Consider the following 24,407-nt stretch of genomic DNA (forward strand, 5'->3'; position numbering starts at 1 on the left):
ATAGAGAACAACTATTGACATTTAAGCGTAAGACAGCATAATGGCAGAAATATTAGATATCATTTCACAGAATACTCAGAGTACGGTTGTTGCTGAGTATGTGCGCGAGGAACGCGAGAGGGAAACAGGTTACCAAAGTGAGAGTGACTTGGAAAATGAACTGATTGCCCAGCTTCAGCGACAGGGATATGAGTATTTTCCTATCCACAACGAAACGGAGCTGATTGCCAATTTGCGCCATCAGCTGGAGGTGTTGAATGACCTCAAGTTTACGGATGGCGAGTGGCAACGTTTCTTTAAAGGCGAGATTGCCAACGAAAGTAAAGGCATCAAAGAAAAAGCCTTTACCATTCAGCGCGACTCAAAGAAGAGTTTTGTGCGTGATGATGGTTCTCAAATCAATATCAATCTGATAGACAAAAAAGACATTCACCATAACTCTACACAGGTAATAAATCAATATGCGGTGAAAAGTGGCAGTCAGGACAATCGCTATGATGTAACTATCTTGGTAAATGGCTTGCCATTGGTGCATATAGAACTGAAGCGCAGGGGCGTGTTGCTCAAAGAGGCTTTCAATCAGATAAACCGATATGGAAGAGAGTCGTTTTGGGCTGACAATGCTTTGTTTGAGTTTGTGCAGATATTTATAATAAGCAATGGTACCACAACAAAGTATTATAGCAACACTACTCGCGACAACCACATAAAAGAACAGACGAGCAAGGCAAAGGCAGGAAGACAAAGAACCTGCAATAGCTATGAATTCACTTCGTATTGGAGTGATGCAAAGAACAAGTTGCTGAATGATTTGGAGGACTTTACTGCCACCTTTCTGAGTCGTCACTCTTTGCTAAGCATCTTGACCCGATTCTGTGTGCTGACAGAGCAACAGGTTCTGATGGCGATGCGCCCCTATCAGATAGCAGCCACAGAACGAGTGCTGAACCGTATCGAGGTGGCGCACAATGCCAAAATCTATGGCACTGTGAAGGCTGGTGGCTATGTATGGCACACAACAGGAAGTGGCAAGACACTCACCTCGTTCAAGACAGCGCAGCTCGCTACACAACTGCCATATATAGAAAAGGTGTTCTTCGTGGTGGATAGAAAAGACTTGGACTATCAGACCATGCGCGAGTATGATCGATTCCAGAAGGGTGCTGCAAACGGAAATACCTCTACTAAAGTATTGGAGGGACAGATAGCCAGTGCTAAGAGCAAAATCATAATCACTACCATACAGAAACTGACAAGCTATATCAAGAAAAACCCTGACAGCGATGTGTACCAAAAAGAGGTTGTGATGATTTTCGACGAGTGTCATCGCTCGCAGTTTGGAGACATGCACCAACTAATAACTAAGCGTTTCAAGAAATATTATCTCTTTGGATTCACAGGTACACCTATCTTTATGGAGAACATGCCTACAGGTGTAGGTGTCATCAAGACAACGGAAGACGCTTTTGGCGAAAGACTGCATACATATACTATTGTCAATGCCATAAGTGACCACAACGTGTTGCCTTTCCGTGTGGAATATATCCGCACGATGAAGGAAAAGGAAGAGATGGAGAACAGCATGGTTTGGGACATTGAGCGCGAGAAAGCCCTAAGTGACCCACGTCGAATAGCCAACGTAACACAATATATTTTGGACCACTATGCCCAGCAGACCTTGCAGGGCAAGAACTATAAGATGAGCGTGGTGACCAACGTGGAGAAATTAGCTAAGGACAAGAAGAAAAGGGTAGAAGAGAAAAGGGGCAAGTCGTTGCTAAGTGGTTTCAATAGCATCCTTGCTGTACAGAACATCCCAATGGCGAAGCTGTATTATCTTGAACTGAAGCGCCAGTTGGAAGAGCTGCCTGTCAACAAGAGACTGAAGGTGGCAACCATTTTCAGCTATGGAGCGAATGAGGCAGACCCGAATGATGAGGACGATGAGTGTAATGACGATACTGAAGGGCTGGATACTTCAAGTCGTGAGTTTCTGGAGCAGGCCATCGAAGACTATAACGAGATGTTTGGCACAACTTATGATACCAGTGCCGACAAATTCCCCAACTACTACAAGGATGTGTCTCTGAGAATGAAGAACAGAGAAATAGATATTCTTCTGGTAGTAAATATGTTCCTCACAGGCTTTGATGCCACAACACTCAATACGCTATGGGTTGACAAGAACCTTAGATATCATGGGCTGTTGCAGTCATATAGTCGCACCAATCGTATTCTGAACAGCATAAAGACGTTTGGCAACATCATTTGTTTCCGCAATTTGGAGAATGCAACGAACAAGGCACTATCGCTGTTTGGCGACCCTGAAGCAAGAGGTGTGTCAATTCTCAGGCCTTTCGAAGACTATTTTAATGGATATGACGATAATGAGGGAAAGCATCAGAAGGGTTACAAAGAACTTGTCGAAGAACTTCTGAAAAGCTTGAAACCTGGTGAAATGCCTTTTGGAGAGAAAGCAGAAAAAGAGTTCATCAAATTGTTCGGTAATATACTGAAGATGAGAAACCTGCTCAGCGTGTTTGATCAGTTCGAAGCTGTTGACATGTTGAGTGAGCGAGACGTACAGGACTATACTAGTATTTATCTTGACCTGAGAGATAAAATCATCAATAGCCCCAAGGATAAGGAAGACATCTGTGATGATATTGTGTTTGAGATGGAACTGGTGAAGCAGGTTGAGGTTAATATTGATTTTATCCTATTCCTTGTGGAGCAGTATCGAAAGACTCATCAGCAAGATGGAGAGATAAGAGCAAAAATCAGTAAGGCAATAGATAGCAGCCCAGACTTGAGAGACAAGAAAGAGCTGATAGATAAGTTCATAGAGCAATTGACTCCTAATAGTGAAGTTGATGCCGAATGGCGTGTCTATGTGAATAAGGAAAAAATAAAGCAGTTTGAAACTATCGTGGAAGAAGAAAACCTTAAGCGAGAACAAGCTGTGGAGTTTATTGAGAATGCTTACGAGCGTGGTTATGTGCCAGAGGGTGGAATGGAACTGGATGGAATAATGCCAGCCATCAACCCATTCGACCCATCGGCTGATAGACAGGGTAAGATACAAAAAGTGGTAGAACGTCTGAAAGAATTCTTCAAACGTTTTGCCGGAATTAGTGATGGTGACTTCAGCAATGGAGATAGAATAAATATAAAAATAGAAGTTCACAACCATTTTGAAGGAGAAATCAACCAACTCACCATAAACGAAGAATAATTATAATAGATTTTTATTGGAATTTTGCAGAGAAGTTGTTACCTTTGCAATCCAAAAAATAAGAGCTTAGACAGCTTTCTCGTAGCTTCAAGAACCGCCTAAATTCTAGAAAGTCATAAACGAGTGGATTGTCTGCCTGCTCACGTCTTGGAGACGTGGGCATTCGGCAGTTTCAGCATTCGTTAATGACTTTAGGCGGTTAATGAAGCGATGTTGTTTCTAAAGGTGCCTGCTCTCCCTTTTTAGTGAACCTTTTTAACCACAATAATTAAAAACATGGAATTAGCAGACTTGCCCATAGGGCAGCATTTAGGTGGCATCTACAACTATTTTCAAGGTGCTACCATCCACAACATCGTAATAAATGGTAATATGTCGAAAAGTGGCGAGGAACACTACGACAAGAATAAAGAGAGTGACTTGCAGAGCAAGCAGAACTACACAGAAATTATAAGAAACACGCAACAGTATTTTTGGGGACAGGCTTCCTACGCAGTGTTGTACTGCGTGATGAGGGACTACTTCCAGTATTCAGGCAGTATGTCGCAGTTTGAAAGGGAAGTGGAAAACAGTACATACGACTTTGAGCGTAACTATCATTGTCCTGCAGGAACATTGAAAATGGCTTTCAAGAATAACAAGTACTACAATCTGCCTATAAACCGATGGAAAGAAAATGGAGCATTGGACAGAACGATGACTTTAGTAGATAAACTTAAAGAGAGCATAGAAGAGTTGTAATTGATAGGCAAATCTTTACCAAGACCTTTACAAAAACCTTTACTTCTTTACAAATACATTTACCGATGGCTGGAACTGTTTCAGCCATCTTTTTTTTGCCCATACCTTTGCACCGTCAACAAGGACAAGCGCCTTGATTGACGGTGCTTTTTTCGTTCTTTGAGGTTACACCTCGAAAACATTAGGCGCTCGGAAGAGCTCAAACAAGTTTGGTTCTTCACTCGCTGTTGCGGTCTTTGACTTATTGATACAGGTATAAATGTTATGCGAGTAAAAACTTTAACTAATTAAAGGTCGCATTAAAGGGTGCGATGTAAAACAAAAACATGTGATGAATAATAATGTTAGAACATTTGCGCAGGGTGTTTGCGATGTGAGCAACACCATGCGACTGGGCACAAGAAAAGGTGCTCAAACGGTGAAAGAGGCTGAAATTATGGCAAGCGCCATGATGGACCTGATCTACGAACAGGAGCCTGGCATCAACGCCTTAGTGGTGGCACAGGTGGCGCTGGCTATGGTGAGACGCTATGTGAGGTGTGGCACGCTATGGGCTGTAGGGTCAGAATGTCGTGAGTACATGAACAAGCTGGAAGAGCTGTTCGAGGGCGATGCCTGGATGCAGCCACGTCATGACCTGAGACTGATAAACATGATGCGCTTCGCAAGGAATATTGGTTAGGAAAGAAAACAAAACTTTTACATTACACATTATGGAAACAAAGATTTTAAGAGTTGTGCGCCAGGGCGAGGCCTTCAGCGTACAGAACAAGAACAGCGAGCAGGGAACCATTCAGAAGTGCAACATTGTGCTGAAGGAGATGGGCGGCTCAAGGTTTGAAAATGAGTATGTGTGCGCCATGCTGGGTAATCTGGCGGCGTGCAGGTTCTACGAGGGTGACATTGTTATTGCCACGCTTCGTTTCTCTACACACGAGTATCAGGGACAGACGTTCCAAGAAATTCTGGCTACTGATGTCGTGAAGATTAATCTTTAAGAAACGAATTGGAATAATTAAAATAATTTTATCCACGAATTATCCTAATTATCATTTAAAATTTAATTAATATAATTTGTGGACCAAATTAGATATAATTAGGAAAATTCGTTTCCAGAAAAAGAAACAAAACATTTGAGTTGAAGCCGAAGAGGATATTCTCGAGTAAATGGCCAAAGAATCTGAATGCTTCTTCTCGCTAAAACCAACTCAAAAAATGGAAGCAATAATTAAAATTAAAGTTGACGAGAGTGTTGTTGCCCGCATGCGTAAGGGCGAGTTTGTGCAGGGTTCGCTGCACTTTGATAAATGGACAGGCGAGAAATCGTTTACGGCCTATAGTAGGAAATCGAAGGAGCCAGGCTATGTGCCTACATACAAGACCATAGCCGAGCTGGACAATGGATGGTTGAAGGAGACGAAGACGCTCATCATTCGCCGCGAGGCATTCCAGAAGCGACTGGGTGCGGCTCGCATCATGGCACAGATGGACTGTGGCAACAAGCAGGCGAAAGATGCGATGATAGACCGAGAGTTTGACATGATAGAATTCCTCTAATTCAGAATTATGTTTTGCTATCAGGACAATCAATATTTTTCTCCCGCCGTGGTATGCTCGCGGGAGAAATTTCATGAGCTGCTGGATTCGGCAGTCGTGAAATGGAAGATAGAGACGATAAGGAGTGTCAGACAGCCAGGGGCTATAGAGAAATGGGGAAGTAATTCGGAATATCAGAAGTTCTGCCTGAAGGAGTCGGCAAAGAAAAAGGGCGGCGAGGCTTTTAAGGAGCTGAATGATGAGGAGAAACTTTGCCGATGGGCTAACTCGCTGAAGAATAATCTTCCCTGTCTGATATTCGGTGGCAGGGAGTTTGACGAGCTGCCTACGAGCAAGGACGCGAAAAAACTGATGCGACGCAGGGTGCTGGCTGGTGTTCACCTATCGGGTCTCTTCATGTTTGATGCCGACCATATAGATAATCCGCGAGAGGTGTATGAAAAGACGCTGGTGGATGGATTTCCGTGGCAGGTGGTGTTTGCTCATAATACTTCGTCGGGAAAGGGGCTGAGACTGGTGTGTAAGGCTCGACCGGAAATAGGCAATATAGCCGATAACCAGATAGAGCTGGCTCGGGCGCTGGGTGTTAAGGCAGATGCCAGTTGCATAGATGCTTCACGAATATCGTATGTGCCAAGGCGTGAGGACGTGTTTTTCCTCGATGAGGAAGAGCTGTTTAACTATAATGGTGAGGCCTTTGCTCAGAAATATGAAGAGGCCTACCGACAAGGACACACGGAGCCTACCGACCCAAGCCACAAGTTTGATGAACTAAACGAAAAACAAAATCAAGATGAAAAAAGTAACGAATCAGGGAAACCCCTCCCTTCGGGGGGGAAAGGTGGAGACCTTTATCATGGCGTCGAGTATTCAAAAATTTGCGAAGCGTGGCAGGCCGCACAAGGTGGAGCGCCCGCCTCTGGAGATCGCCATAGAACAATGCTGCAAATGGCTCTCGACCTCAGGTATATCTGCGACAACCAGCCGGAAATGGTCGATAGGGTGCTTAGAATGTGCGGATTTGTGCAGGACGTCATCCGCGAACGAGGCGACAAGGAAGTCACCGACATTGCTAATACGGCTTGTGAGCGAAAGCTTTACAAGGACATCCCGAAAAGGATGCAAGGGGTGCTTGAAAGTGTGGGTGTTCATGCCAGCAAGCCCTCAGGAGCTGCAAAGTCTGTGGGAGCAGTTGAAGTGCCTTACGAACAGTTCGCTGAAAGGCTGGAACCTCTGCTTTGCGCCCCTTATGCCGAAGCCTGCAGGGGAGTGAGCCGGCACAACTGGCTGGGGGCTGTGATGGCCTCAGGAGCTATGTACTGCACGCTGATGACACGCTGCTGGTATAAACACTTCAACGGTGCGCGACAGAGGATGAACCCACAGGTGCTGATAATCGGCGATCCTGCCAGCGGAAAGAGCTTTGCCAAGGACTTGGACGACCAGATAATGTGCTCGATGAGGGCGCAGGATGAAGAGGTGCGCGCTCAGGAGACACGCTACAAGCAGGAGCAGAAGAAACGCGGCACAAGCTCGAAAGCACAGAAGCAGGACGCGCTGGTGGAGCCAGAGGGCATGATTCGCTATCTGCCCACAAAGACCTCGAACAACATCTTCTTCCGAAGGCTGAAAAGGGCGAAAGAGGTGGTGGATGGAGAGGTGCTGCCAATGCATCTGTATATGTTTGACTCGGAGCTGGACTCTTCTATCTCGGCACAGAGTGGGGGATCGTGGATAGGCAAGCACGACCTGGAGCTGAAGGCTTTCCACAACGAGCTGAGTGGTGTGGACTATGCCAATGGCGACAGTATCAACGACATCCTGCCCGTGTATTGGAACAGCGTGACCACAGGCACGCAGATTTCGCTCTACAAGAAGTTTACACCAAGGAACATCAACGATGGATTGTGCTCTCGCGTGGCAATATTCCAGATGGAGGTGGCACGCTATCAGATGGTGAAGAAAAAGATGGTGGACTGGCAGGCCAACGAGGCTCTGAAGCAATGGGGCTTCAGGTTCGAGGAACTGCACGGAGAGCTGCCACTGGAGAGACTGACAGACCATGTCTATGACCTCTGCGAGCTAAGCGCACAGGAGGCAGAGGCTGCCGATGACCACGTGCTGGACTACCTGAGAAAGCGTGCTGTGTTCTATGCCACATGGCTCACGGTGCCGCGAATCATTGGGCGACAGTATGAGGAGTTTAAGAAGACAGGAAAGCTCGATATCAACGATGACGACCTGAAGTTTTCGACGCTCATATACGACAGCGTGATATACTTCCAAGACCATTTCTTCGGACAGATGCTGCAAGACTCGTGGGACAACGCCGCGCGTGAGTATGTGCCGCGTCGCAAGAACTCGAAGAATGCCGATGCCTATCGCGACCTGCCAGAGACCTTTACAGCCAAAGAGGTGATGGCGATACTTGGCATAGAAAGTGATGCATCGAATAAACAATGTCAGCGCTGGCTAAAGCATGGCTTTGTGGAGCGTGTGAAGCAAGGGAAGTACAGGAAAATTATTAAGGATATAATGTTATAAAAACCACCCCTAAAACCCACCCCTAAAACCCACCCTTCCCTCCCGAGGGGAGGGGGATGAGTTAGAAAGCGTCGCAAGCGCCGAGTGCCCGAGGGGAGGGGGTGGATTAGAAAGGCAATACAATGATTGCAAGAGGAATAAGAAATAACAATCCGCTGAACATTCGCAGAAGTAAGGATCAGTGGAAGGGAATGAGATTTTCGCAGACGGACGCATCGTTCTGCCAGTTTGAAACAATGGAGTATGGGTGGCGAGCAGCGTTCTACCTGCTAACACGAACCTATTACCACAAGTACAGGCTCTACACCATAAGGAGCATAGTGACGAAATGGGCGCCAGCTGTGGAGAACAACACAAAGGCGTATATAGAAAACGTGTCACGGCTCACAGGCATGCTGCCCGACGAGCCACTGGGCATACCCTCGGAACAGCCCTCACGCTGGATGATGCTCGGCGCAGCAATGGCGCTGCAGGAGTGCGGCTGGGAAGGCTTCGACCTCTTCGCCATGCTCAGAGGGCGGGAGATGTGCAGAAGTGAGAGGTGAAAGATAAGAACTGAAACGTTATTTTATCTGAAAAAAGTTGTAGAAAAGAAGTTTTATTGTATATTTGCAGACAAAATGTGTATTAACCAATAAAAAAGTTAGAATTATGGAAGTGCAAATTACAAGCGAGAATTTCCCAAAACTGTTGATTGGCGAACTGCCATTGGTCGTTGATTTCTGGGCACCTTGGTGCGGCCCCTGCCGACTGGTGGGACCAATAATGTCGGAACTGGCTGAGAAATATGATGGTAAACTCATAGTAGGCAAGTGCGACGTGGAGGAGAACGATGAGCTGGCTGCTGAATTCGGAATCCGCAACATTCCTACTGTGCTGTTCTTCAAGGACGGAAAGCAGGTGGACAAGCTCGTGGGAGCTGTGTCGAAGCAGACGTTCGAGGAGAAGTTCCAGTCAATAATCTAAGCTATGGCTACGCTGGAAGAGGAGCTCCGCATGGACGAAGAGGAGGGACGCCGCGAGATAGCGTTTATCCGCTCACAGCTGTCTTCAGAGCTGAAGGAGAAGTTCACTGACGATGAACTGCTCTTCATGATTGATGCCATCTGTACCTATTTCTATACCAGTGGGGTGCTGGAGAGCAATGATGAGGAGGTGGACATAGACCTGGAGACGGTGGCTGACTTCGTGTGCAACGAGGCAAAGGAGGAGGGCGAAGGCCCGTTCGACCCGCAGGATGTGTTCTTCGTAGTGCAGGCTGACCTCGATTTTCAAGAGGAGAATGCATAAAAACGAAAAGAATCTTAAAAAAAATGTGTGCCAATTTGTCAGTCGTGACGAGTTGGCACACTTTTCGCTAATAGATAGGACAGAAAGACTTGTCGTAATGATGAGCGTTGTAAAAACAATTAAATATCAAAATAACTAATAAAAAACATTTCAATTATGACAATCAAACCATTAGCTGACCGCGTGCTGGTAGTTCCTGCACCGGCAGAAGAGAAAATCGGTGGAATAATCATTCCTGACACTGCAAAGGAGAAGCCACTGCGTGGCGTAGTGAAGGCTGTGGGCCAGGGCACAAAGGATGAGGCAATGATTCTGAAGACTGGCGACCAGGTGCTCTACGGAAAGTACAGCGGCACAGAGATTGAGCTGGACGGAGAGAAGTTCCTCATGATGCGTCAGAGCGACGTGCTGGGAATCATTGAGTAAAATTTTTATAATCTCGATATTTCGATTAATCGATTAATCGGTATAACGAAAAAACGAAAGAAATAATTATGGCTAAGGAAATTAAATTCAATATCGATGCCCGCGAATCAATGAAGCAGGGCGTGGACCAGTTGGCAAACGCAGTAAAGGTGACTCTTGGTCCTAAGGGTCGTAACGTTGTTATAGAGAAGAAGTTCGGCGCTCCTCAGATTACTAAGGACGGTGTTACCGTGGCAAAGGAGATTGAGCTGGAGGACCACTTCGAGAACACTGGCGCACAGCTGGTTAAGAGTGTGGCTTCAAAGACTGGCGACGACGCTGGTGACGGAACAACAACAGCTACAATCCTGGCACAGGCTATCGTGAGCGAGGGTCTGAAGAACGTTACTGCAGGTGCAAACCCAATGGACCTGAAGCGTGGTATAGACAAGGCTGTGAAGGCTGTGACAGAGTTCATTGCAAAGAACGCTGAGCAGGTGGGCGACAACTACGACAAGATAGAGCAGGTGGCTACCGTTTCTGCCAACAACGACAAGGAGATTGGCGAGCTGCTGGCCGAGGCTATGCGCAAGGTGTCGAAGGACGGCGTGATAACCATCGAGGAGAGCAAGAGCCGCGACACACACATTGGTGTGGTAGAGGGCATGCAGTTCGACCGTGGCTATCTGTCAGCTTACTTCGTGACTGACTCTGAGAAGATGGAGTGTGCTATGGAGAACCCATACATCCTCATCTACGACAAGAAGATTTCTAACATCAAGGAGTTCCTGCCAATTCTGCAGCCTGCTGCTGAGAGCGGACGTCCATTGCTCATCATTGCAGAGGATGTGGACTCAGAGGCTCTGACAACACTTGTTGTGAACCGTCTGCGTGGCGGACTGAAGATCTGCGCTGTGAAGGCTCCTGGATTCGGTGATCGTCGTAAGGCTATGCTTGAGGATATAGCAGTGCTGACTGGTGGCACAGTGATCAGCGAGGAGAAGGGTCTGAAGCTGGAGCAGGCTACAATAGAGATGCTTGGCACATGTGACAAACTGACAGTGACAAAGGACAACACTACAATAGTGAACGGTGCCGGCGACTCACAGGCTATCAAGGACCGTATCAACCAGATCAAGGCTGAGATTGAGAACACCACATCTTCTTATGACAAGGAGAAACTGCAGGAGCGTCTGGCTAAGCTCTCTGGCGGTGTGGCTGTGCTCTATGTAGGTGCTAACTCTGAGGTGGAGATGAAGGAGAAGAAGGACCGTGTGGACGATGCTCTCTGCGCTACTCGCGCTGCAATAGAGGAGGGTGTTGTTGCAGGTGGCGGTACTACATATATCCGCGCTCAGGAGGCTCTGAAGGATGTGAAGGGCGACAATGCCGACGAGCAGACTGGTATCAACATCATCTGCCGTGCCATTGAGGAGCCTCTGCGCCAGATTGTCACCAACGCAGGTGAAGAGGGCGCAGTAGTAGTGCAGAAGGTGCGCGAGGGCAAGGGTGACTTCGGTTACAATGCTCGCACAGAGGTTTACGAGGATATGCGCAAGGCTGGCGTGATTGACCCAGCAAAGGTGGCTCGCGTGGCTCTTGAGAACGCAGCATCAATAGCTGGCATGTTCCTCACCACTGAGTGCCTGATCTGCGACAAGCCTGAGAAGGAGCCTGCAATGCCAATGGGCGGCGCTCCAGGCATGGGTGGAATGATGTAATAGAGTAATTACATAGGTTTATAGTTAGATTATTGATGTCCTGTCTCAGTGATGAGGCAGGGCATTTTTTAATGACACCTCTCCTGACCTCCCCGAAGGCGAGGAACTTTTATCCATGCCGCGATTATACTTTATGTTTAGTTTTTACAAAAACGGTTCTTCTTCAATTTAGTTGAAAAAGCAGCAATAGTTCGATGCATTGAAAATCATGTTTCTTTAAGTGTTTAAGAGGAGACAGAATGAAATGTATTGTCGGCTTCCATATTAAACTTAATTAACTGACTATCAAGTATTTATAGCAAATAAAATTAGGATATTTGACATATTTTTTGTACCTTTATGTCGCCAAACAAGTGGTTCAAAATCATGTCAAAACATCCTAATAGCGACAAAAGTACTAATAATAATTGTCATAACCAAACTTTAGAGGCATCAAATAACGACAACCTCAAAATTTCTTCCCTGTATCCGAATGCAGAACTCAGCATAGAGGATGTGGAGGTGCTTCCAGATACCATCCATATATATGCTCGTAGTTCTCTCTCCTATGGTATCTGCCCATATTGCGGCAGTCACAGTAAAAAGATACACAGCAGATATATGCGTCACGTTACAGACCTTCCCATACTCGGCAGGCGCACTGTTCTTCATCTAGAGATGCGTAAGTTCTTCTGCCACGATGAAGATTGCAGCCACAAGACTTTTGCGGAGCAGCCTGGGACGGAGGTATTCCGATACCGTAGAAGAAGCAGGCGCTGTGAGGTTTTGGTGTCAAAACTGTCACTTGACTCATCGGCAGGCAAGAGCAGCAGCCATCTTCGTATAATGGGAATACCTATTAGCAGGGCAACTGTCCTTCGCGACATTCACCGCATGCCTCTTCCCGTATATCCGGATATCGATCGGATAGGTGTTGACGACTGGGCTTTCCGTAAGGGCGTATCCTATGGTAGCGTGATTGTCAATCTGCGGACGGGTATGATCATAGACCTGTTAGGTAATCGTGAGGAGGAAACTTTCAGGGAGTGGCTGGACAGACACATAAAGGTGCAGATTGTCAGTCGTGACAGATCCACCGACTACTCTGCTGCCGTCGCAAGTACCAAGCGCCTGATCAAGGAGGTTGCCGACCACTTTCATCTAGTAAAGAATGCCTCCGATATGATAGCACGTGTTGTCAGTGAAAACTACGAGGATTACAGGATGTTAGTCACAGGAGAACGCAAGACCAACGATATCAGTAATGGCACCAACGTGCAACGGCAGGCAAAATTCAATCAGGTCAAGATTCTACAGGCCAAGGGTATGAGCAAGGGTGAGATAGTCAAAGCTACCGGCATATTCTATACAACTGTACAGTCGTATATGGACATCACATCATTACCTGCCCGTAAGAGCAATGCCCAAGTTGACTTCTCAATGCACGAGGCCTATGTGGAGACGGAATACGCCAAAGGCAGGCCTCTGTCCAAGATATTCAAGGATATCAACAAAGATGGTAGCTACAAGTCAATGGGGCCTTATTACCGCCATTTCCATTATTTGTCAGATGGCCATCGGGGACCGCGTAAGACTGAAGAGCAACACGTGCAGGCAAAGCGTGTCGCTGAGGTGTCACACAAAGAACCGCTTTTGCCTATTCACATGATGGCCAATATCATAAATAGGTCTGTAAGAGGCATGAAACTCAATGGGCAAGAGGACACGCTTATCAGAAAATTGCTCTCACTGAAGTGGTTCTCAACTCTGTATTATGCAGTTTCTGAATTCAATGAACTTCTCAAGTCTAATAATCCTAGACGACTTACCAAATGGATAGAAGAATACAGACATACCTCCATTGAAAGGCTTAGACGCTTCGTTGATGGTGTGAACAGAGACCTCAAAGCCGTTATGAACTGCATCGTCTTACCTATATCCAATGGCATTGTCGAAGGATTTGTCAACAAGATAAAGGAGGTCAAACGGTGCATGTATGGCAGGGCTGGACTGGAACTGCTTAAGAGAAAACTTATTCTGGAGCCTCTGCTTTTCAACTAAATTGAAGAAGAACCACAAAAACATAAAAAAACTAACTTAACGAACACAAAAAAATCAGCTGTCTCACGACAGCCGATTCTCAAAAACAAACTACTTAAAAACTAATCTACTAAAACAAATCAAAAAAAATTTTCTTTTCTGACTGCAAAATTAGATTTTTTCCTATTATAAATGAAATTTTTTTGTGCTTTTCTTCTACAAAATTGATATTCGTCAACGAGTATTAGATGATTAGGTGTAGAAATGATACTATTTGCTATTTCGAAATAGCAGTTTGGACAAAATTTTGAATAAAAATGCGGTGTGTAGCATGAATGGTCATTGCTACACACCGCACTATGGTGTGACTGTGTGTCAGGCGATTACTCGGCGATGGTCTTGCGAGCAGCAACAATCTGCTCGTTAGCCTCAGCGAGCTGAGCCTTCAGCTGGTCAACAGAGATGGCGTTGAGCACCTTGAGTGGCTCGAGAGCCTCTGCTACTGGCTTGATGTCCTCATCGTAGTTAACGAGGTTTGTGATAGCGTCAGTAACGAGGACAATGCGGAAGGTGATGTTAGAAGCTGACTCGTCGTCGAAAGCTGCAAGGAACTTCTCTGTGTTCTGGCTTGCAATGTAGAGCTCTTCAACGAGTGAAGTAGCTGCCATCTGCCAGAAGTAGTTGATGCGGCCGTTCTCGTTCATAGCGTTGTAGAGAGCCTCGGTGGTCTCGTAGAAAGTGCTCTGGTCTTCAACAGCCTTGAAAGAAGGGTCGTTGATGTCGGCGATGAGCTTTGTGATAGCCTCGTCGTAGGCCTCAGTAGGCATCTCGTAGAGAGCAGCAACCTTCTTGTCGATGCCGAGAAGGCTGATCATGCGATATTTCTCAGCGAGGGTAGCAGCGTTCTCAGCAGCTGCTGGGTCGATGAGATACTCTGGCTTAACCTGCTTCTCTTCCTTAGAAAGGTCGATGGTGCCGTTGTTGTCAGTAAGGAAAGGAACCTTCTTCAGGGTAGATACAGATGCTGCAAGGCTGTCAAGGTGCATCTTGATGCTTGCTTCAACCTGCTCCTGCTCGAAGCTCTTCTCTGCTACTTCTTCCTCTGATGGCTGAGTAGCCTTGTTGCCACCGCATGCAGCGAAAAGTGTTGCTGCAAGTGCTACGGTAAGAAATGATAGTTTTTTCATTTTGTTTTTGTTTTTTTTGTTGTTAATGAATAAATTATGTTTGTTGTATTTTAATTATTGTATTGTTGTCTATGATTGCTGTTCCTTGCGGATGTATCTGCCTGGACAGTCGGTATATAGCATGATGGCTGCTATGATGCTCATAAGCAGCAGCATCACGAGATTGTACCAGAGGGTCTTAATGTGCCACTGGCCTATGATCTTCTCACTGCTGTAGAACGGAGCACGGCCAATGGTGCTGTGGGGGGTGAGGTAGATGATGCCTGTGCGTGGAACGATGTAGCCATCGATGATATCGAGCATCTTACGGTTGTTGGCTCCTGTCACCCAGTCTTTCAGCGAGAGGTTGTAGTTGTCGCGCTTCAGCTTCATGACTGCTTCCTTGCCCTGGCTCTTCACTATCTGGCTCATCAGCTTGTCGGCTTTCAGCGTGATGGCGTTGCCATCCTTGCTGAGCTTCTGCTCTGTCTGGTGAAGATAGTCTTTCAGCGAGGCATAAGAGTAGTCGCCATCGTAGGCAGGCATCTTACTGTATTCCGTCAACGTGGGCAGATTCTTGCGCAGCACATCGAGATGGAGAGGATTAACGGTCTTACCCTTGCGCTGCTCATCGTTCATGGTCTCCAGTTGCGACTGAAGCTCGTAGAGCAAGCCGGCATTGTAGAACTCGTTCTCATATTTCTTCTTGTCGAGCTCAAACAGCGGTGCCTCGTAATAGTTGTCAGTGAAGGATGTGACAGCAAGCGCCTCGTAGGCCCAGCGTGATGGGATGACATCGCCATAGAGGGGCACGTTGCCTGTGGTGCTCTTTGGCGACAGGTCGGTGAAGCTTACTACCAGTCCGCAAAGGAGTATCTGCGGAATGAGCAGCATGGGGATGCTGATGTAGATGGCTACGATAGAGTTGAGACACTGGGATAGCAGCAGGCCGGTGAGGTTGGCGAGGAACGAGGTGGCGAAGAGAATGATCCACCACACTCCGAAGAGTCCTTGCAGTCCCATGATGGCATTGCCGATGGCTACGAACAGCAGGGTCTGCAAGAGCGAGGCCATAGCCATATAGACAATCTTGGAAGTGATGTAGCTGCCATAGGACAGATGGAGGAAGCGCTCGCGCTTCAGCAGGGCGCGGTCTTTTATTATCTCCTCGGCACTTCCGCTCATGCCAGTGAATGTTGCCACGATCACTGCCATGAAGAAGTAGCTTACCAGATTCTTGTTGTCCATCACCGTATAGCCTTCAGCCGGTGCATAGCGTGTGAGCATGGCGCAGACGATGGCAAGCAGAGGTGCTTCGAGCAGAGTGATGCAGATGTATTGAAGATTGGTTATCTTCGTCTTAATGTTGCGATGCAGGAAGATGGCAAACTGCTTGAACACGTTGGGCTTCTTCTGGTCTGAACGTGGCACGGCAGTTGTTGATACCTCAGGCTGTTTCTCACGGTTCTTCAGATAGAGCTCGTGCCACTCCTGTGGTGTCATCTTGCGCTCCTCAGACATCTCACCACTATTGTTGAGTGCTTTCTCGTCGATGATGTTAAGCACTATCTCTGGATTCACGTTGCCGCATGTGGGGCAGGCGCTGGTCTCAGCGTCGGCATAGTTGGCTGCTTCCTTGAAATAGGTGATGGCGTCAATGGGATTGCCATCGAAGACGGGGTAGCCGCCTCTATCGAGAATCCACAGACGATCGAAGAGCTTATACACATCGCTGGATGGCTGATGGATATTGGTAACTATCAGCTTGCCCTTCTGTGTCTGCTCTTTCAGCAGGTTCACCACTTTCTCTGTGTCGGCAGAAGACAGTCCGGATGTTGGCTCGTCAAGGAACAGAACTGCCGGCTCGCGTATAAGCTCGAGGGCAATGTTAAGACGCTTGCGCTGTCCGCCAGAGATGAACTTGTTGATAGGAGAGCCTACCTTTAAGTCTTTTGCCGCCTCAAGACCAAGGTCTTTAAGGGTCTTCATAACCCTACGGTCAATCTCGGCATCGGCCATGCCTTCGAAGCATAGCTTGGCTGTGAACCACAGGTTCTGATAGACAGTGAGCTCCTCGATGAGCAGGTCGTCCTGAGGAACATAGCCTATAAGTGCCTTCGCCTCGGGCTCTGAAATGGAGTGACCATTGATGGTGATGCTTCCCTCCTGTGGAGTGAGGGTTCCGTTGAGTATGGACAGCAGTGTTGACTTGCCTGTGCCTGAACCACCCATGATGGCGAGAAGCTCTCCACTGCGGAGGGTGAAACTCATGTTGTGGAGTCCGTTGTCGCTGTTGGGGAAACGGAAGTTGATGTCTCTGCCACAGAACTCAATCTTGTCGATAGACTTCCCTGACTTGCCTGTTGCCTTCTGGTGGGCATCGACAATGGTAGAGTAGTAGAGTGGGGAACCGCTCTTCAGCTTCAGCACACTACTCTGAAGCCACACCTGATAGCTGCCTGAGAGAACAGGCACATCATTAAGCAGTACGTTTTCGCTGCCTGTGTAGGTGAAGATGAGCAGTCCTGTCACAGGGTCGAGAAGGGTTTTAAGCTCGCCATTGATGCCATCGACATGATGAATCATCACGTTCTTGTTGGGCTTCCCAGTGACGTAGTCGTTGAAGTCCTTGAACTGGCTCGCTGCAATGTGCAGATTCTTTGCCATTGTGGCAAAGACGGTGTTCGACAGTATTTTCTCGGCGCTGTTGTTTGGGTTCTCGCTCAAGGCTCCGCTAACTGAAAACTCCATGACACGCAGCAGAAGAAGTGACTCTTCGTTACTGCGAATGCTGCCGTGAAGAGTGCTGCAGATGGATGCTACTATCTCGCTGGTGTTGAGGTCGGGAGTCATCTCGTAGGCGCCACGCATGTCGCTGTAAAAATCAAGGTAGGCATCGATGTTTCTTATTCCGAAATGGTGACGAAGATAGCTCACAAGCATGTCTCTTGCTCGTGATTCATCAACTCTCTCCTCTTTGCCAAAAAGGGCAAAAAGACTTAGAAAACTAGAAAGTATGATGTCTGTCATTTGCCTATGTGTACACTTATAGGTGTCCAAATCGGACGTTTAAACATGCAAATATATGAAAAAATTGATTGCGTGAAGTGTAATAAGATTTCTTTTTAGTAATTATTAACGACTATAGTGCAGATAGCTGTTTTTTCTGTGGATGTTTTTCTGTACTTTTGCAAAGGATTTAATCGATAATATGGAGAAACTTTTAGAATTATATAGAGAGTGGCATGGTAGTGAGCCGGCAAAAACAGAGCAGTTGCCTGGTGCTGGTAGTAACCGTGCTTACTACAGGCTGACGGACGAAGAAGGGAAAAGTGTTATAGGCTGTGTGGGTACGAGCCGTGACGAGAACCATGCCTTCGTCTATCTGGCAAATCATTTTACAAAACGCAAGCTGCCTGTTCCTCAGGTGCTGGCAGTAAGTAGCGACGAGCTGCGCTATCTTCAGACCGACCTTGGCTCAGTGTCGCTGTTTGATGCTATACGAGGAGGTAGAGAGGCAGGCGGACGATATACTGTGAAGGAGCAGGAACTGCTGAAGCGTACTATTAGGGAATTGCCAAACATGCAGTTCCGTGGAGCACGTGAGCTGGATTTCACAAACTGTTATCCTCAGCCAGAGTTTGATACAGAGGGTGTGCTCTTCGACTTGAACTATTTCAAGTATTGCTTCTTAAAGGCTACTGAGGTTGATTTCCATGAACTGAAGCTTGAGGCAGACTTCCGTCTGCTGGCAAAAGACCTTACGGCAGAGAATAGCGACAGCTTCCTGTATCGTGACTTTCAGGCTCGCAATGTGATGATTGACGATGAAGGCAATCCTTATTTCATTGATTTCCAGGGCGGTCGCCGCGGTCCTTACTATTACGATCTGGCATCGTTTCTATGGCAGGCATCGGCTAAATATCCAGATAAGTTGAGAAGTGATCTCGTTGACGAGTATTATAATGCAGCGCTACAGTTCTCCGAGATGCCTAAGCGCGATGTCTTCGATCGTCGTTTGCGTCTGTTTGTATTCTTCCGCACGCTGCAGGTACTTGGCGCTTATGGCTTCCGTGGCTATTTTGAGCGAAAACAGCATTTCATTGAGAGCATACCGCCTGCAATACAGAACCTGCGTGAGTTGCTAAGTCTGGATCAAGAGAAGGAACTCCTGCCTTATCCTTATCTTACTGATGTGCTTCGTAGACTATGTGAACTACCTAAGTATCAGCAGATTGAAGTGGTTTCGCAGACACGTGCTGACGGATATAAGATAACAGACAATAACCCATATAAGGCTCACCCTAAGGATGGTCCTGCAACGTTCTCTAAGTATGACGGCAAGGGCCCGCTTGTGGTTAAGGTGTTCAGCTTCTCATTCCTTAAAGGCATTCCTGAAGATGAGAGCGGAAATGGTGGTGGCTATGTGTTTGACTGCCGTTCTACACATAACCCTGGACGTTATGAGCCTTATAAGCAGTTGACAGGACTGGATGAGCCTGTTATCCGATTCCTTGAGGATGATGGTGAGATACTGACTTTCCTCGATTCGGTTTATAAGTTGGCTGACGCTCATGTGGCTCGTTACATTCAGCGTGGTTTCACTTCGCTTATGTTCTGCTTTGGCTGTACTGGTGGTCAGCACCGTTCGGTATATAGCGCTCAGCATCTGGCAGAGCATATTCACGAGAAGTTCGGAGTAGAGGTGCGCATTTGTCATCGCGAACAGAACATCAAACAAGTGCTGCCAAAAGTATGACAATATTATAATGGACGTGCGCGTACATTATTTATATATAAATAAAAGAGCAAATATATTTTAAAGAGCTATTATAAAGAAAGAGTCTGCCACCCATAAGGATAGCAGGCTCTTAGCATATTGTTCAGCTAAGGATTACTCAGCTTTCTTTTCTTCAGCAGCAGCCTTTGGAGCTTTCTTTGCAGTTGCTTTCTTTGCTGGCTTCTCAGTAGCCTTCTTTGCTGGCTTCTCAGTAGCCTTCTTTGCTGGCTTCTCAGTAGCCTCGAGCTTCTCAAGCTTTGCCTTCAGACGTGTGATCTCCTTGTCCTTCATCTCAATTTCATCACCCTGGTTACGGATGGTGGTGAGGAGAGAGTTGAGCTGCTCGTTGTCAATCTCTTCTGGATAGAGAGCGTTGACTCTGTTGATGAAGTCGCCAAGGATGTTCATGTAGTTAGTGAAAGCATCGAACGGACCACTATAGATACCACGGTCGAGACCAACATTGCTTGGCTTTGTGGTCATGAAGCGGAAGTTGTTTGATGCCTGCAGATAGTCCCAGTCCTGATTGATGCGTGGATCGTTGGCGATGAGCAGACGATCGGCAACAGAGTAGAGCTTGTTGAAAGCCTCACGCTGCATGGCATTACCCAGCCAGCAAGAGCAGTCGCGCTCCTCGTCAACCCATGACAATGTGTCGGGCACGTCGATAGCACCAACACTCTTTGTCTTCATGCAGATCTCTGTTGGGGTAGAGAAGGTGATGCCTTTCTCCTTAGCACATGCAGGAAGAGCATGGATGAAGTCGAGAATGTTTGAAGACAGTGGTTGTGCGATGCCGAGAGCAGAAAGCTCCATGAAGATGTTGATGACCTGCTCCTCTTCTGGCAGACGAGCGATGCGGTCGATATATGCGTCGGCAAAGAGGGGATAGCCATCCCACTCAGAGTTGTTGAAGCGCAGAGAGATATCGTCAGACAGCTCAACGTCGCGAAGCAACAGCTTCAGGTTTGGAGCAATGTTACAGTTATAAACATAGTGTGGTGACTTCCATCCGAGCACGTGCTTGGCACCCTCAGTGAGCATTCCCTTGAATCCAAGAGCTGCTATCTGTGCACCAATATCGTCGCTATAGATGAGTGATGAGTTGCGAGCCACCTTTGGCTCCTGTCCGAAGTATTCCTTAATCTTGGCAACCTGCTTCTTCATGTCGCGAGCGAAGCTCTGCTCGTTGGCAAGTGAAGAAAGACCGTGGCTGTAGGGCTCAGCAAGGAACTCCACACAACCTGTCTCGTTAAGCTCCTGCAGCTTCTCGATAACCTGAGGAGCGTGATACTCCAACTGCTCGATGCCTGTACCAGAGAGTGAGAAAGCAACCTTGAAGTAGTTGCCATTCTCCTTAATCATCTGGAGAAGGGTGTTGAGTGCTGGCATGTAGCTGCGCTCAGCGATGTCACTGATGCTACGCTCGTTTTCGTAGTCATCGTAATAGTAATGGTCGGTACCGATGTCAAAGAAACGGTAGCGCTTCAGATGGATAATCTGATGTATCTCAAAATATAAACAAATGGTTTTCATAAGAACCTCCCCCGACCCCTCCGAAGGAGGGGAGTGCCTGGCGGTTTCAGAGGGAGTGCCAAGGCTTTCTAATTAATTTGTTATTTATTTTCTATTTATAGAAATAGATGAGTTGAGTGCGCCAGCCCCTCCTCCCCTTTGGGGAGGTCGGAAGAGGTTTTATTGCTCCCACCCAAGAGTTCTTCTGTAGAGCGTGCGTATCCAGCGACCGACCTTCTCCCAGGTGATCTGGTCAACCTCGTTCTTTCCTTCCTCCTTGAGGTAGTTGAAGAGCGACTCGTTGGCGCAGATGCTGTAGATGGCATCAGCCAGAGCGTGGATGTCCCAGTAGTCAACCTTTATACAGTTGGTCAGAATCTCGGCGCAGCCAGACTGCTTGGAGATGATGGATGGTGTGCCGCACTGCATTGCTTCAAGTGGCGAGATGCCGAAAGGCTCTGATACTGACGGCATTACATATACGTCACTTGCCTTCAAGCACTCATATACCTGCTTGCCTCGCATGAATCCTGGGAAGTGGAAGCGATCGGCTATGCCGCGCTCTGCTGCCAGATAGATCATGGCATCCATCATGTCGCCTGAGCCTGCCATACAGAAACGAACGTTGCGTGTGCGATGGAGCACCATGTTGGCAGCTTCAACGAAATACTCAGGTCCCTTCTGCATGGTGATACGTCCGAGGAACGTAACGACCTTCTCCTTGCCAGTGTGGTCAGGACGAGGAATGTCCTGATATTCCTGTGGCAGAGGATAAACGGCATTGTGGACTGTGAAACACTTGCGTGGGTCCTGATGATACTGGTTGATGACAGTCTGACGTGTCAGCTCAGATACACACATGATACAGTCGGCATTGTCCATACCATTCTTCTCAATAGAGTAAACCGTTGGGTTCACCTTGCCGCGTGAGCGATCGAAGTCAGTAGCATGAACGTGTATGCAGAGTGGCTTGCCTGAAACCTGCTTTGCGTGTATGCCTGCAGGGAAGGTCAGCCAGTCATGTGCATGAATGATATCGAACTCTTCTGTACGTGCCACCTGACCTGCTATAATAGAGTAGTTGTTAATCTCCTCGTGCAGATTGCCTGGATAGCCTCCTGCAAACTCCATACATCCGAGGTCATTGACATTCATATAGTTGAAGTCGGCATAGATGTTGTCACGCAACTTGAAGTAGTAGTCTGGGTCCATAATGTTTCCCACACGCTGCTTGACATAGTCGTAGTCAACATCGCGCCATGCTATGGGCACTGCATTCATGGCAATGATGCGTGCTGCATGCTGGCTCTCGTCGCCGAAAGGATGAGGCAGACAGAGTGCTATTTCCATATCTCCCTGAGCCTTAAGACCCTCAGAGATACCATAGTTAGCTGTGGCGAGTCCACCAAATACGTGAGGAGGATACTCCCATCCAAACATTAATACTTTCATAGTCGTTCCTCCTTATTTTTGATATGAATACTTTTCGAGCAACTTCATCGTGCGCAGAATCTCGGCTACGTTCATTGCAAAAGACATTGCGCCACGACCATGGAATGGTGGGTTGCCATCGAAGAGCTCAGAAATAGTGCCGATAGCATGATAGTCAATCTCGTCTTCATAGCCCACCATCTGGCGCTCAACGAACGACAGGCGTGTGCGCTTGTAGAGTTTCAGACAGGCCTCCATGTAGAAGCCTCCGAGCCAAGGCCATGCTGTCCCCTGATGGTATGCATAGTCGCGCTGTGTCTGTGGTCCTACATACATTGGGTTGTAGCCACCGCTCTTTGGAGACAGTGAGCGAAGACCCTTAGGAGTGAGCAACTCGCGCGTACATATATCTACTACGCTCTTCATCTGCTGCTGTGACAGTGGAGAGTAGTCGAGAGCTACAGCGAAGATCATGTTAGGACGTACGCTCCAGTCCATCATGTTGCCATCAACATAGTCAAGGAGATATCCGTATTCGTTGACGAATGTGTCAACAAATGACTTCTTCGTGTCCTGTGCCAGCTCTTCCAACTTCTCAGCGCCCTTTGTGTCGCCCTTGTCTATTGCCATGGCTGCACCGAACTTCAGTGCGTTATACCACAGAGCGTTGAACTCTACGATATAACCTGAACGTGGCACTACTGGACGTCCATTTGCTGTTGAGTTCATCCATGTGATAGCCTTGTCGCGTCCGTTACAATAGATAAGTCCGTTCTCGTCAAGGTGTATGTTCGGATGCTTTCCGCTAAGGATGAATGTTATTATGTCTTGAATCAGCTTGCCATACATCTCATACGCCTTGTCGCGTCCGGCATATTTGGCATACTGCTGTATGGACCATATAGCCCAGAGGGGAACATCGGGCTGTTCCATCTCGTAAATCTTTACTGTGCGTGGCTTGCCTTCCATGAACTCGCGAAGTCCGCGCTCGGCAGTCTGCATAACCAGTTCGAAGTAGTCCTGCTCGTCAATGGCGAGGGTCAAACCAGGCAGAGCAATAAATGTGTCGCGTGCACGTGACTTGAACCAAGGATAGCCTGCAAGCAGATAGCGCTCGTCCTCGCTGTTGGCATCCTTTGCCTTCTGACGATTGTGGAACTGGTGGGCAGCTGTGACCAGACAGTGATAGAAGTTGTCGCGTGGTACGCGCACGTCTATCTCTTTCTGGAAGAGTGTCTTCAGAGTGCTTGACTTGATGCTTGATGTAGAAGCAGCGAAGATGATGCTCTCGCCCTTCTTGATAGGCATCTCGAAGTAACCAGGAACATAAAGATCTTCGTTTGAGGCATAGCCGCGCTCCTGTTCCTTCGGATATTCAATTCCGCGATACCAGTCAGGCTGGAAGATGAACTCGTTCTTCTTCGAGAACTGCATGTAGAGGTCTGGATAGCCGGCATACATGCAAGTCTTAATGCCGTTGTCGATGGTCTGATACTCACGGCTTGCCACTGAGTTCTCATGGGTAAAGGCACGCACGCTTCTGAATGCCAGGAATGGACGGAAACGAAGCGTTGTGGCTGAGTGAGCCTCCTCCAAGGTATAGCGTATGAGGATTCGATCCTCATATGCCTGGAAGATTGCTTCCTTTTTAAGTACTACGCCTCCAACTCTGTAGATGGTTGTTGGTACGAGGCTTGCGTCAAACTCACGGATGTACTTGTGTCCCTTAGGACTGTAGTTGTTGCCTTGATACTTGTGGAGGCCTAAGTTGAATTCTGCTCCATGCTGGATAACCGTACAGTCGAGCGACGACAAGAGCACATGGTTCTCATCGTCAATCTCAGGTACAGGTACAACCAACAGACCGTGGTATTTGCGCGTGTTGCAGTCAACGAGTGTTGACGAGCTGTAGGCGCCAGAACGGTTAGTACGGAGCAATTCGCGGCGTAGTGACTCCTCAAGATTTGTCATCACGGCTTTTTCAAATCGCAAATAACTCATAG

At 47.5% G+C, this 24,407-nt stretch carries 18 protein-coding genes; 13 read left to right on the plus strand and 5 right to left on the minus strand.

What is annotated here, in order from left to right; translation table 11 throughout:
* Positions 1–40 precede the first annotated feature (40 nt).
* The 12 genes from M1L52_RS10200 to M1L52_RS10255 all read left to right on the plus strand — a co-directional run bounded on the left by M1L52_RS10200 (position 41) and on the right by M1L52_RS10255 (position 13,533).
* A complete protein-coding gene (locus M1L52_RS10200) occupies positions 41–3,235 on the plus strand; it encodes a type I restriction endonuclease subunit R (RefSeq protein WP_248614894.1) in 3,195 nt (1,064 codons plus the stop codon).
* 276 nt (positions 3,236–3,511) lie between these two features.
* Positions 3,512–3,976 (plus strand): hypothetical protein, encoded by a 465-nt coding sequence (locus tag M1L52_RS10205; RefSeq protein WP_248614895.1) that lies wholly within the window; start codon positions 3,512–3,514, stop codon positions 3,974–3,976.
* A 331-nt stretch (positions 3,977–4,307) separates the two neighbouring features.
* The gene (locus M1L52_RS10210; protein ID WP_248614896.1) at positions 4,308–4,658 is read left to right on the plus strand and encodes a hypothetical protein; all 351 of its coding nucleotides are present in this window, start codon (positions 4,308–4,310) and stop codon (positions 4,656–4,658) included.
* Positions 4,659–4,689: 31 nt separating this feature from the next.
* Positions 4,690–4,974: a hypothetical protein gene (locus M1L52_RS10215; RefSeq protein ID WP_248614897.1), complete on the plus strand. Its 285-nt coding sequence runs from the start codon at positions 4,690–4,692 to the stop codon at positions 4,972–4,974.
* Between the two features lie 217 nt (positions 4,975–5,191).
* On the plus strand, positions 5,192–5,533 hold the full coding sequence (locus M1L52_RS10220) for a hypothetical protein (protein WP_248614898.1): 342 nt from the start codon (positions 5,192–5,194) through the stop codon (positions 5,531–5,533).
* A gap of 9 nt (positions 5,534–5,542) precedes the next feature.
* Complete coding sequence (locus M1L52_RS10225) at positions 5,543–8,077, plus strand: BT4734/BF3469 family protein (protein WP_248614899.1); 2,535 nt, start codon at positions 5,543–5,545, stop codon at positions 8,075–8,077.
* A 122-nt stretch (positions 8,078–8,199) separates the two neighbouring features.
* On the plus strand, positions 8,200–8,622 hold the full coding sequence (locus M1L52_RS10230) for a hypothetical protein (protein ID WP_248614900.1): 423 nt from the start codon (positions 8,200–8,202) through the stop codon (positions 8,620–8,622).
* Positions 8,623–8,728: 106 nt separating this feature from the next.
* Positions 8,729–9,043: a thioredoxin gene (trxA, locus tag M1L52_RS10235; RefSeq protein WP_248614901.1), complete on the plus strand. Its 315-nt coding sequence runs from the start codon at positions 8,729–8,731 to the stop codon at positions 9,041–9,043.
* A 3-nt stretch (positions 9,044–9,046) separates the two neighbouring features.
* Complete coding sequence (locus tag M1L52_RS10240) at positions 9,047–9,367, plus strand: hypothetical protein (RefSeq protein ID WP_248614902.1); 321 nt, start codon at positions 9,047–9,049, stop codon at positions 9,365–9,367.
* 156 nt (positions 9,368–9,523) lie between these two features.
* Positions 9,524–9,793, plus strand: coding sequence for a co-chaperone GroES (locus tag M1L52_RS10245; RefSeq protein ID WP_248614903.1), 270 nt, complete (start codon positions 9,524–9,526; stop codon positions 9,791–9,793).
* A 68-nt stretch (positions 9,794–9,861) separates the two neighbouring features.
* Positions 9,862–11,493 carry a chaperonin GroEL gene (groL, locus tag M1L52_RS10250; protein WP_248614904.1) on the plus strand — a complete coding sequence of 544 codons (1,632 nt, stop codon included), beginning with the start codon at positions 9,862–9,864 and terminating at the stop codon, positions 11,491–11,493.
* 366 nt (positions 11,494–11,859) lie between these two features.
* Positions 11,860–13,533, plus strand: coding sequence for an ISL3 family transposase (locus tag M1L52_RS10255; RefSeq protein WP_248614905.1), 1,674 nt, complete (start codon positions 11,860–11,862; stop codon positions 13,531–13,533).
* A 362-nt stretch (positions 13,534–13,895) separates the two neighbouring features.
* Here the strand turns inward: M1L52_RS10255 and M1L52_RS10260 are convergent, their stop codons facing one another.
* Together M1L52_RS10260 and M1L52_RS10265 are read right to left on the minus strand one after the other, a co-directional pair.
* A complete protein-coding gene (locus M1L52_RS10260) occupies positions 13,896–14,699 on the minus strand; it encodes a hypothetical protein (RefSeq protein WP_248614906.1) in 804 nt (267 codons plus the stop codon).
* Between the two features lie 69 nt (positions 14,700–14,768).
* On the minus strand, positions 14,769–17,708 hold the full coding sequence (locus M1L52_RS10265; RefSeq protein WP_248614907.1) for an ATP-binding cassette domain-containing protein: 2,940 nt from the start codon (positions 17,706–17,708) through the stop codon (positions 14,769–14,771).
* A 181-nt stretch (positions 17,709–17,889) separates the two neighbouring features.
* Between M1L52_RS10265 and M1L52_RS10270 the strand changes: the two genes are divergently transcribed.
* Entirely contained in the window at positions 17,890–19,437 is a 1,548-nt protein-coding gene (locus tag M1L52_RS10270) for a phosphotransferase (protein ID WP_248614908.1), read from the plus strand.
* Between the two features lie 135 nt (positions 19,438–19,572).
* Here M1L52_RS10270 and M1L52_RS10275 read toward each other — a convergent pair whose 3' ends face one another.
* The 3 genes from M1L52_RS10275 to M1L52_RS10285 form a co-directional block, all read right to left on the minus strand.
* Positions 19,573–20,994, minus strand: a complete 1,422-nt coding sequence (locus M1L52_RS10275) for a glycoside hydrolase family 57 protein (RefSeq protein WP_248614909.1) — start codon at positions 20,992–20,994, stop codon at positions 19,573–19,575.
* 159 nt (positions 20,995–21,153) lie between these two features.
* A complete protein-coding gene (locus tag M1L52_RS10280; RefSeq protein WP_248614910.1) occupies positions 21,154–22,425 on the minus strand; it encodes a glycosyltransferase family 4 protein in 1,272 nt (423 codons plus the stop codon).
* Between the two features lie 12 nt (positions 22,426–22,437).
* Positions 22,438–24,405, minus strand: a complete 1,968-nt coding sequence (locus M1L52_RS10285) for a glycogen debranching enzyme N-terminal domain-containing protein (protein WP_248614911.1) — start codon at positions 24,403–24,405, stop codon at positions 22,438–22,440.
* Positions 24,406–24,407: the final 2 nt, after the last annotated feature.

This window comes from Prevotella sp. E13-27, assembly GCF_023217965.1.
Taxonomy (GTDB): domain Bacteria; phylum Bacteroidota; class Bacteroidia; order Bacteroidales; family Bacteroidaceae; genus Prevotella.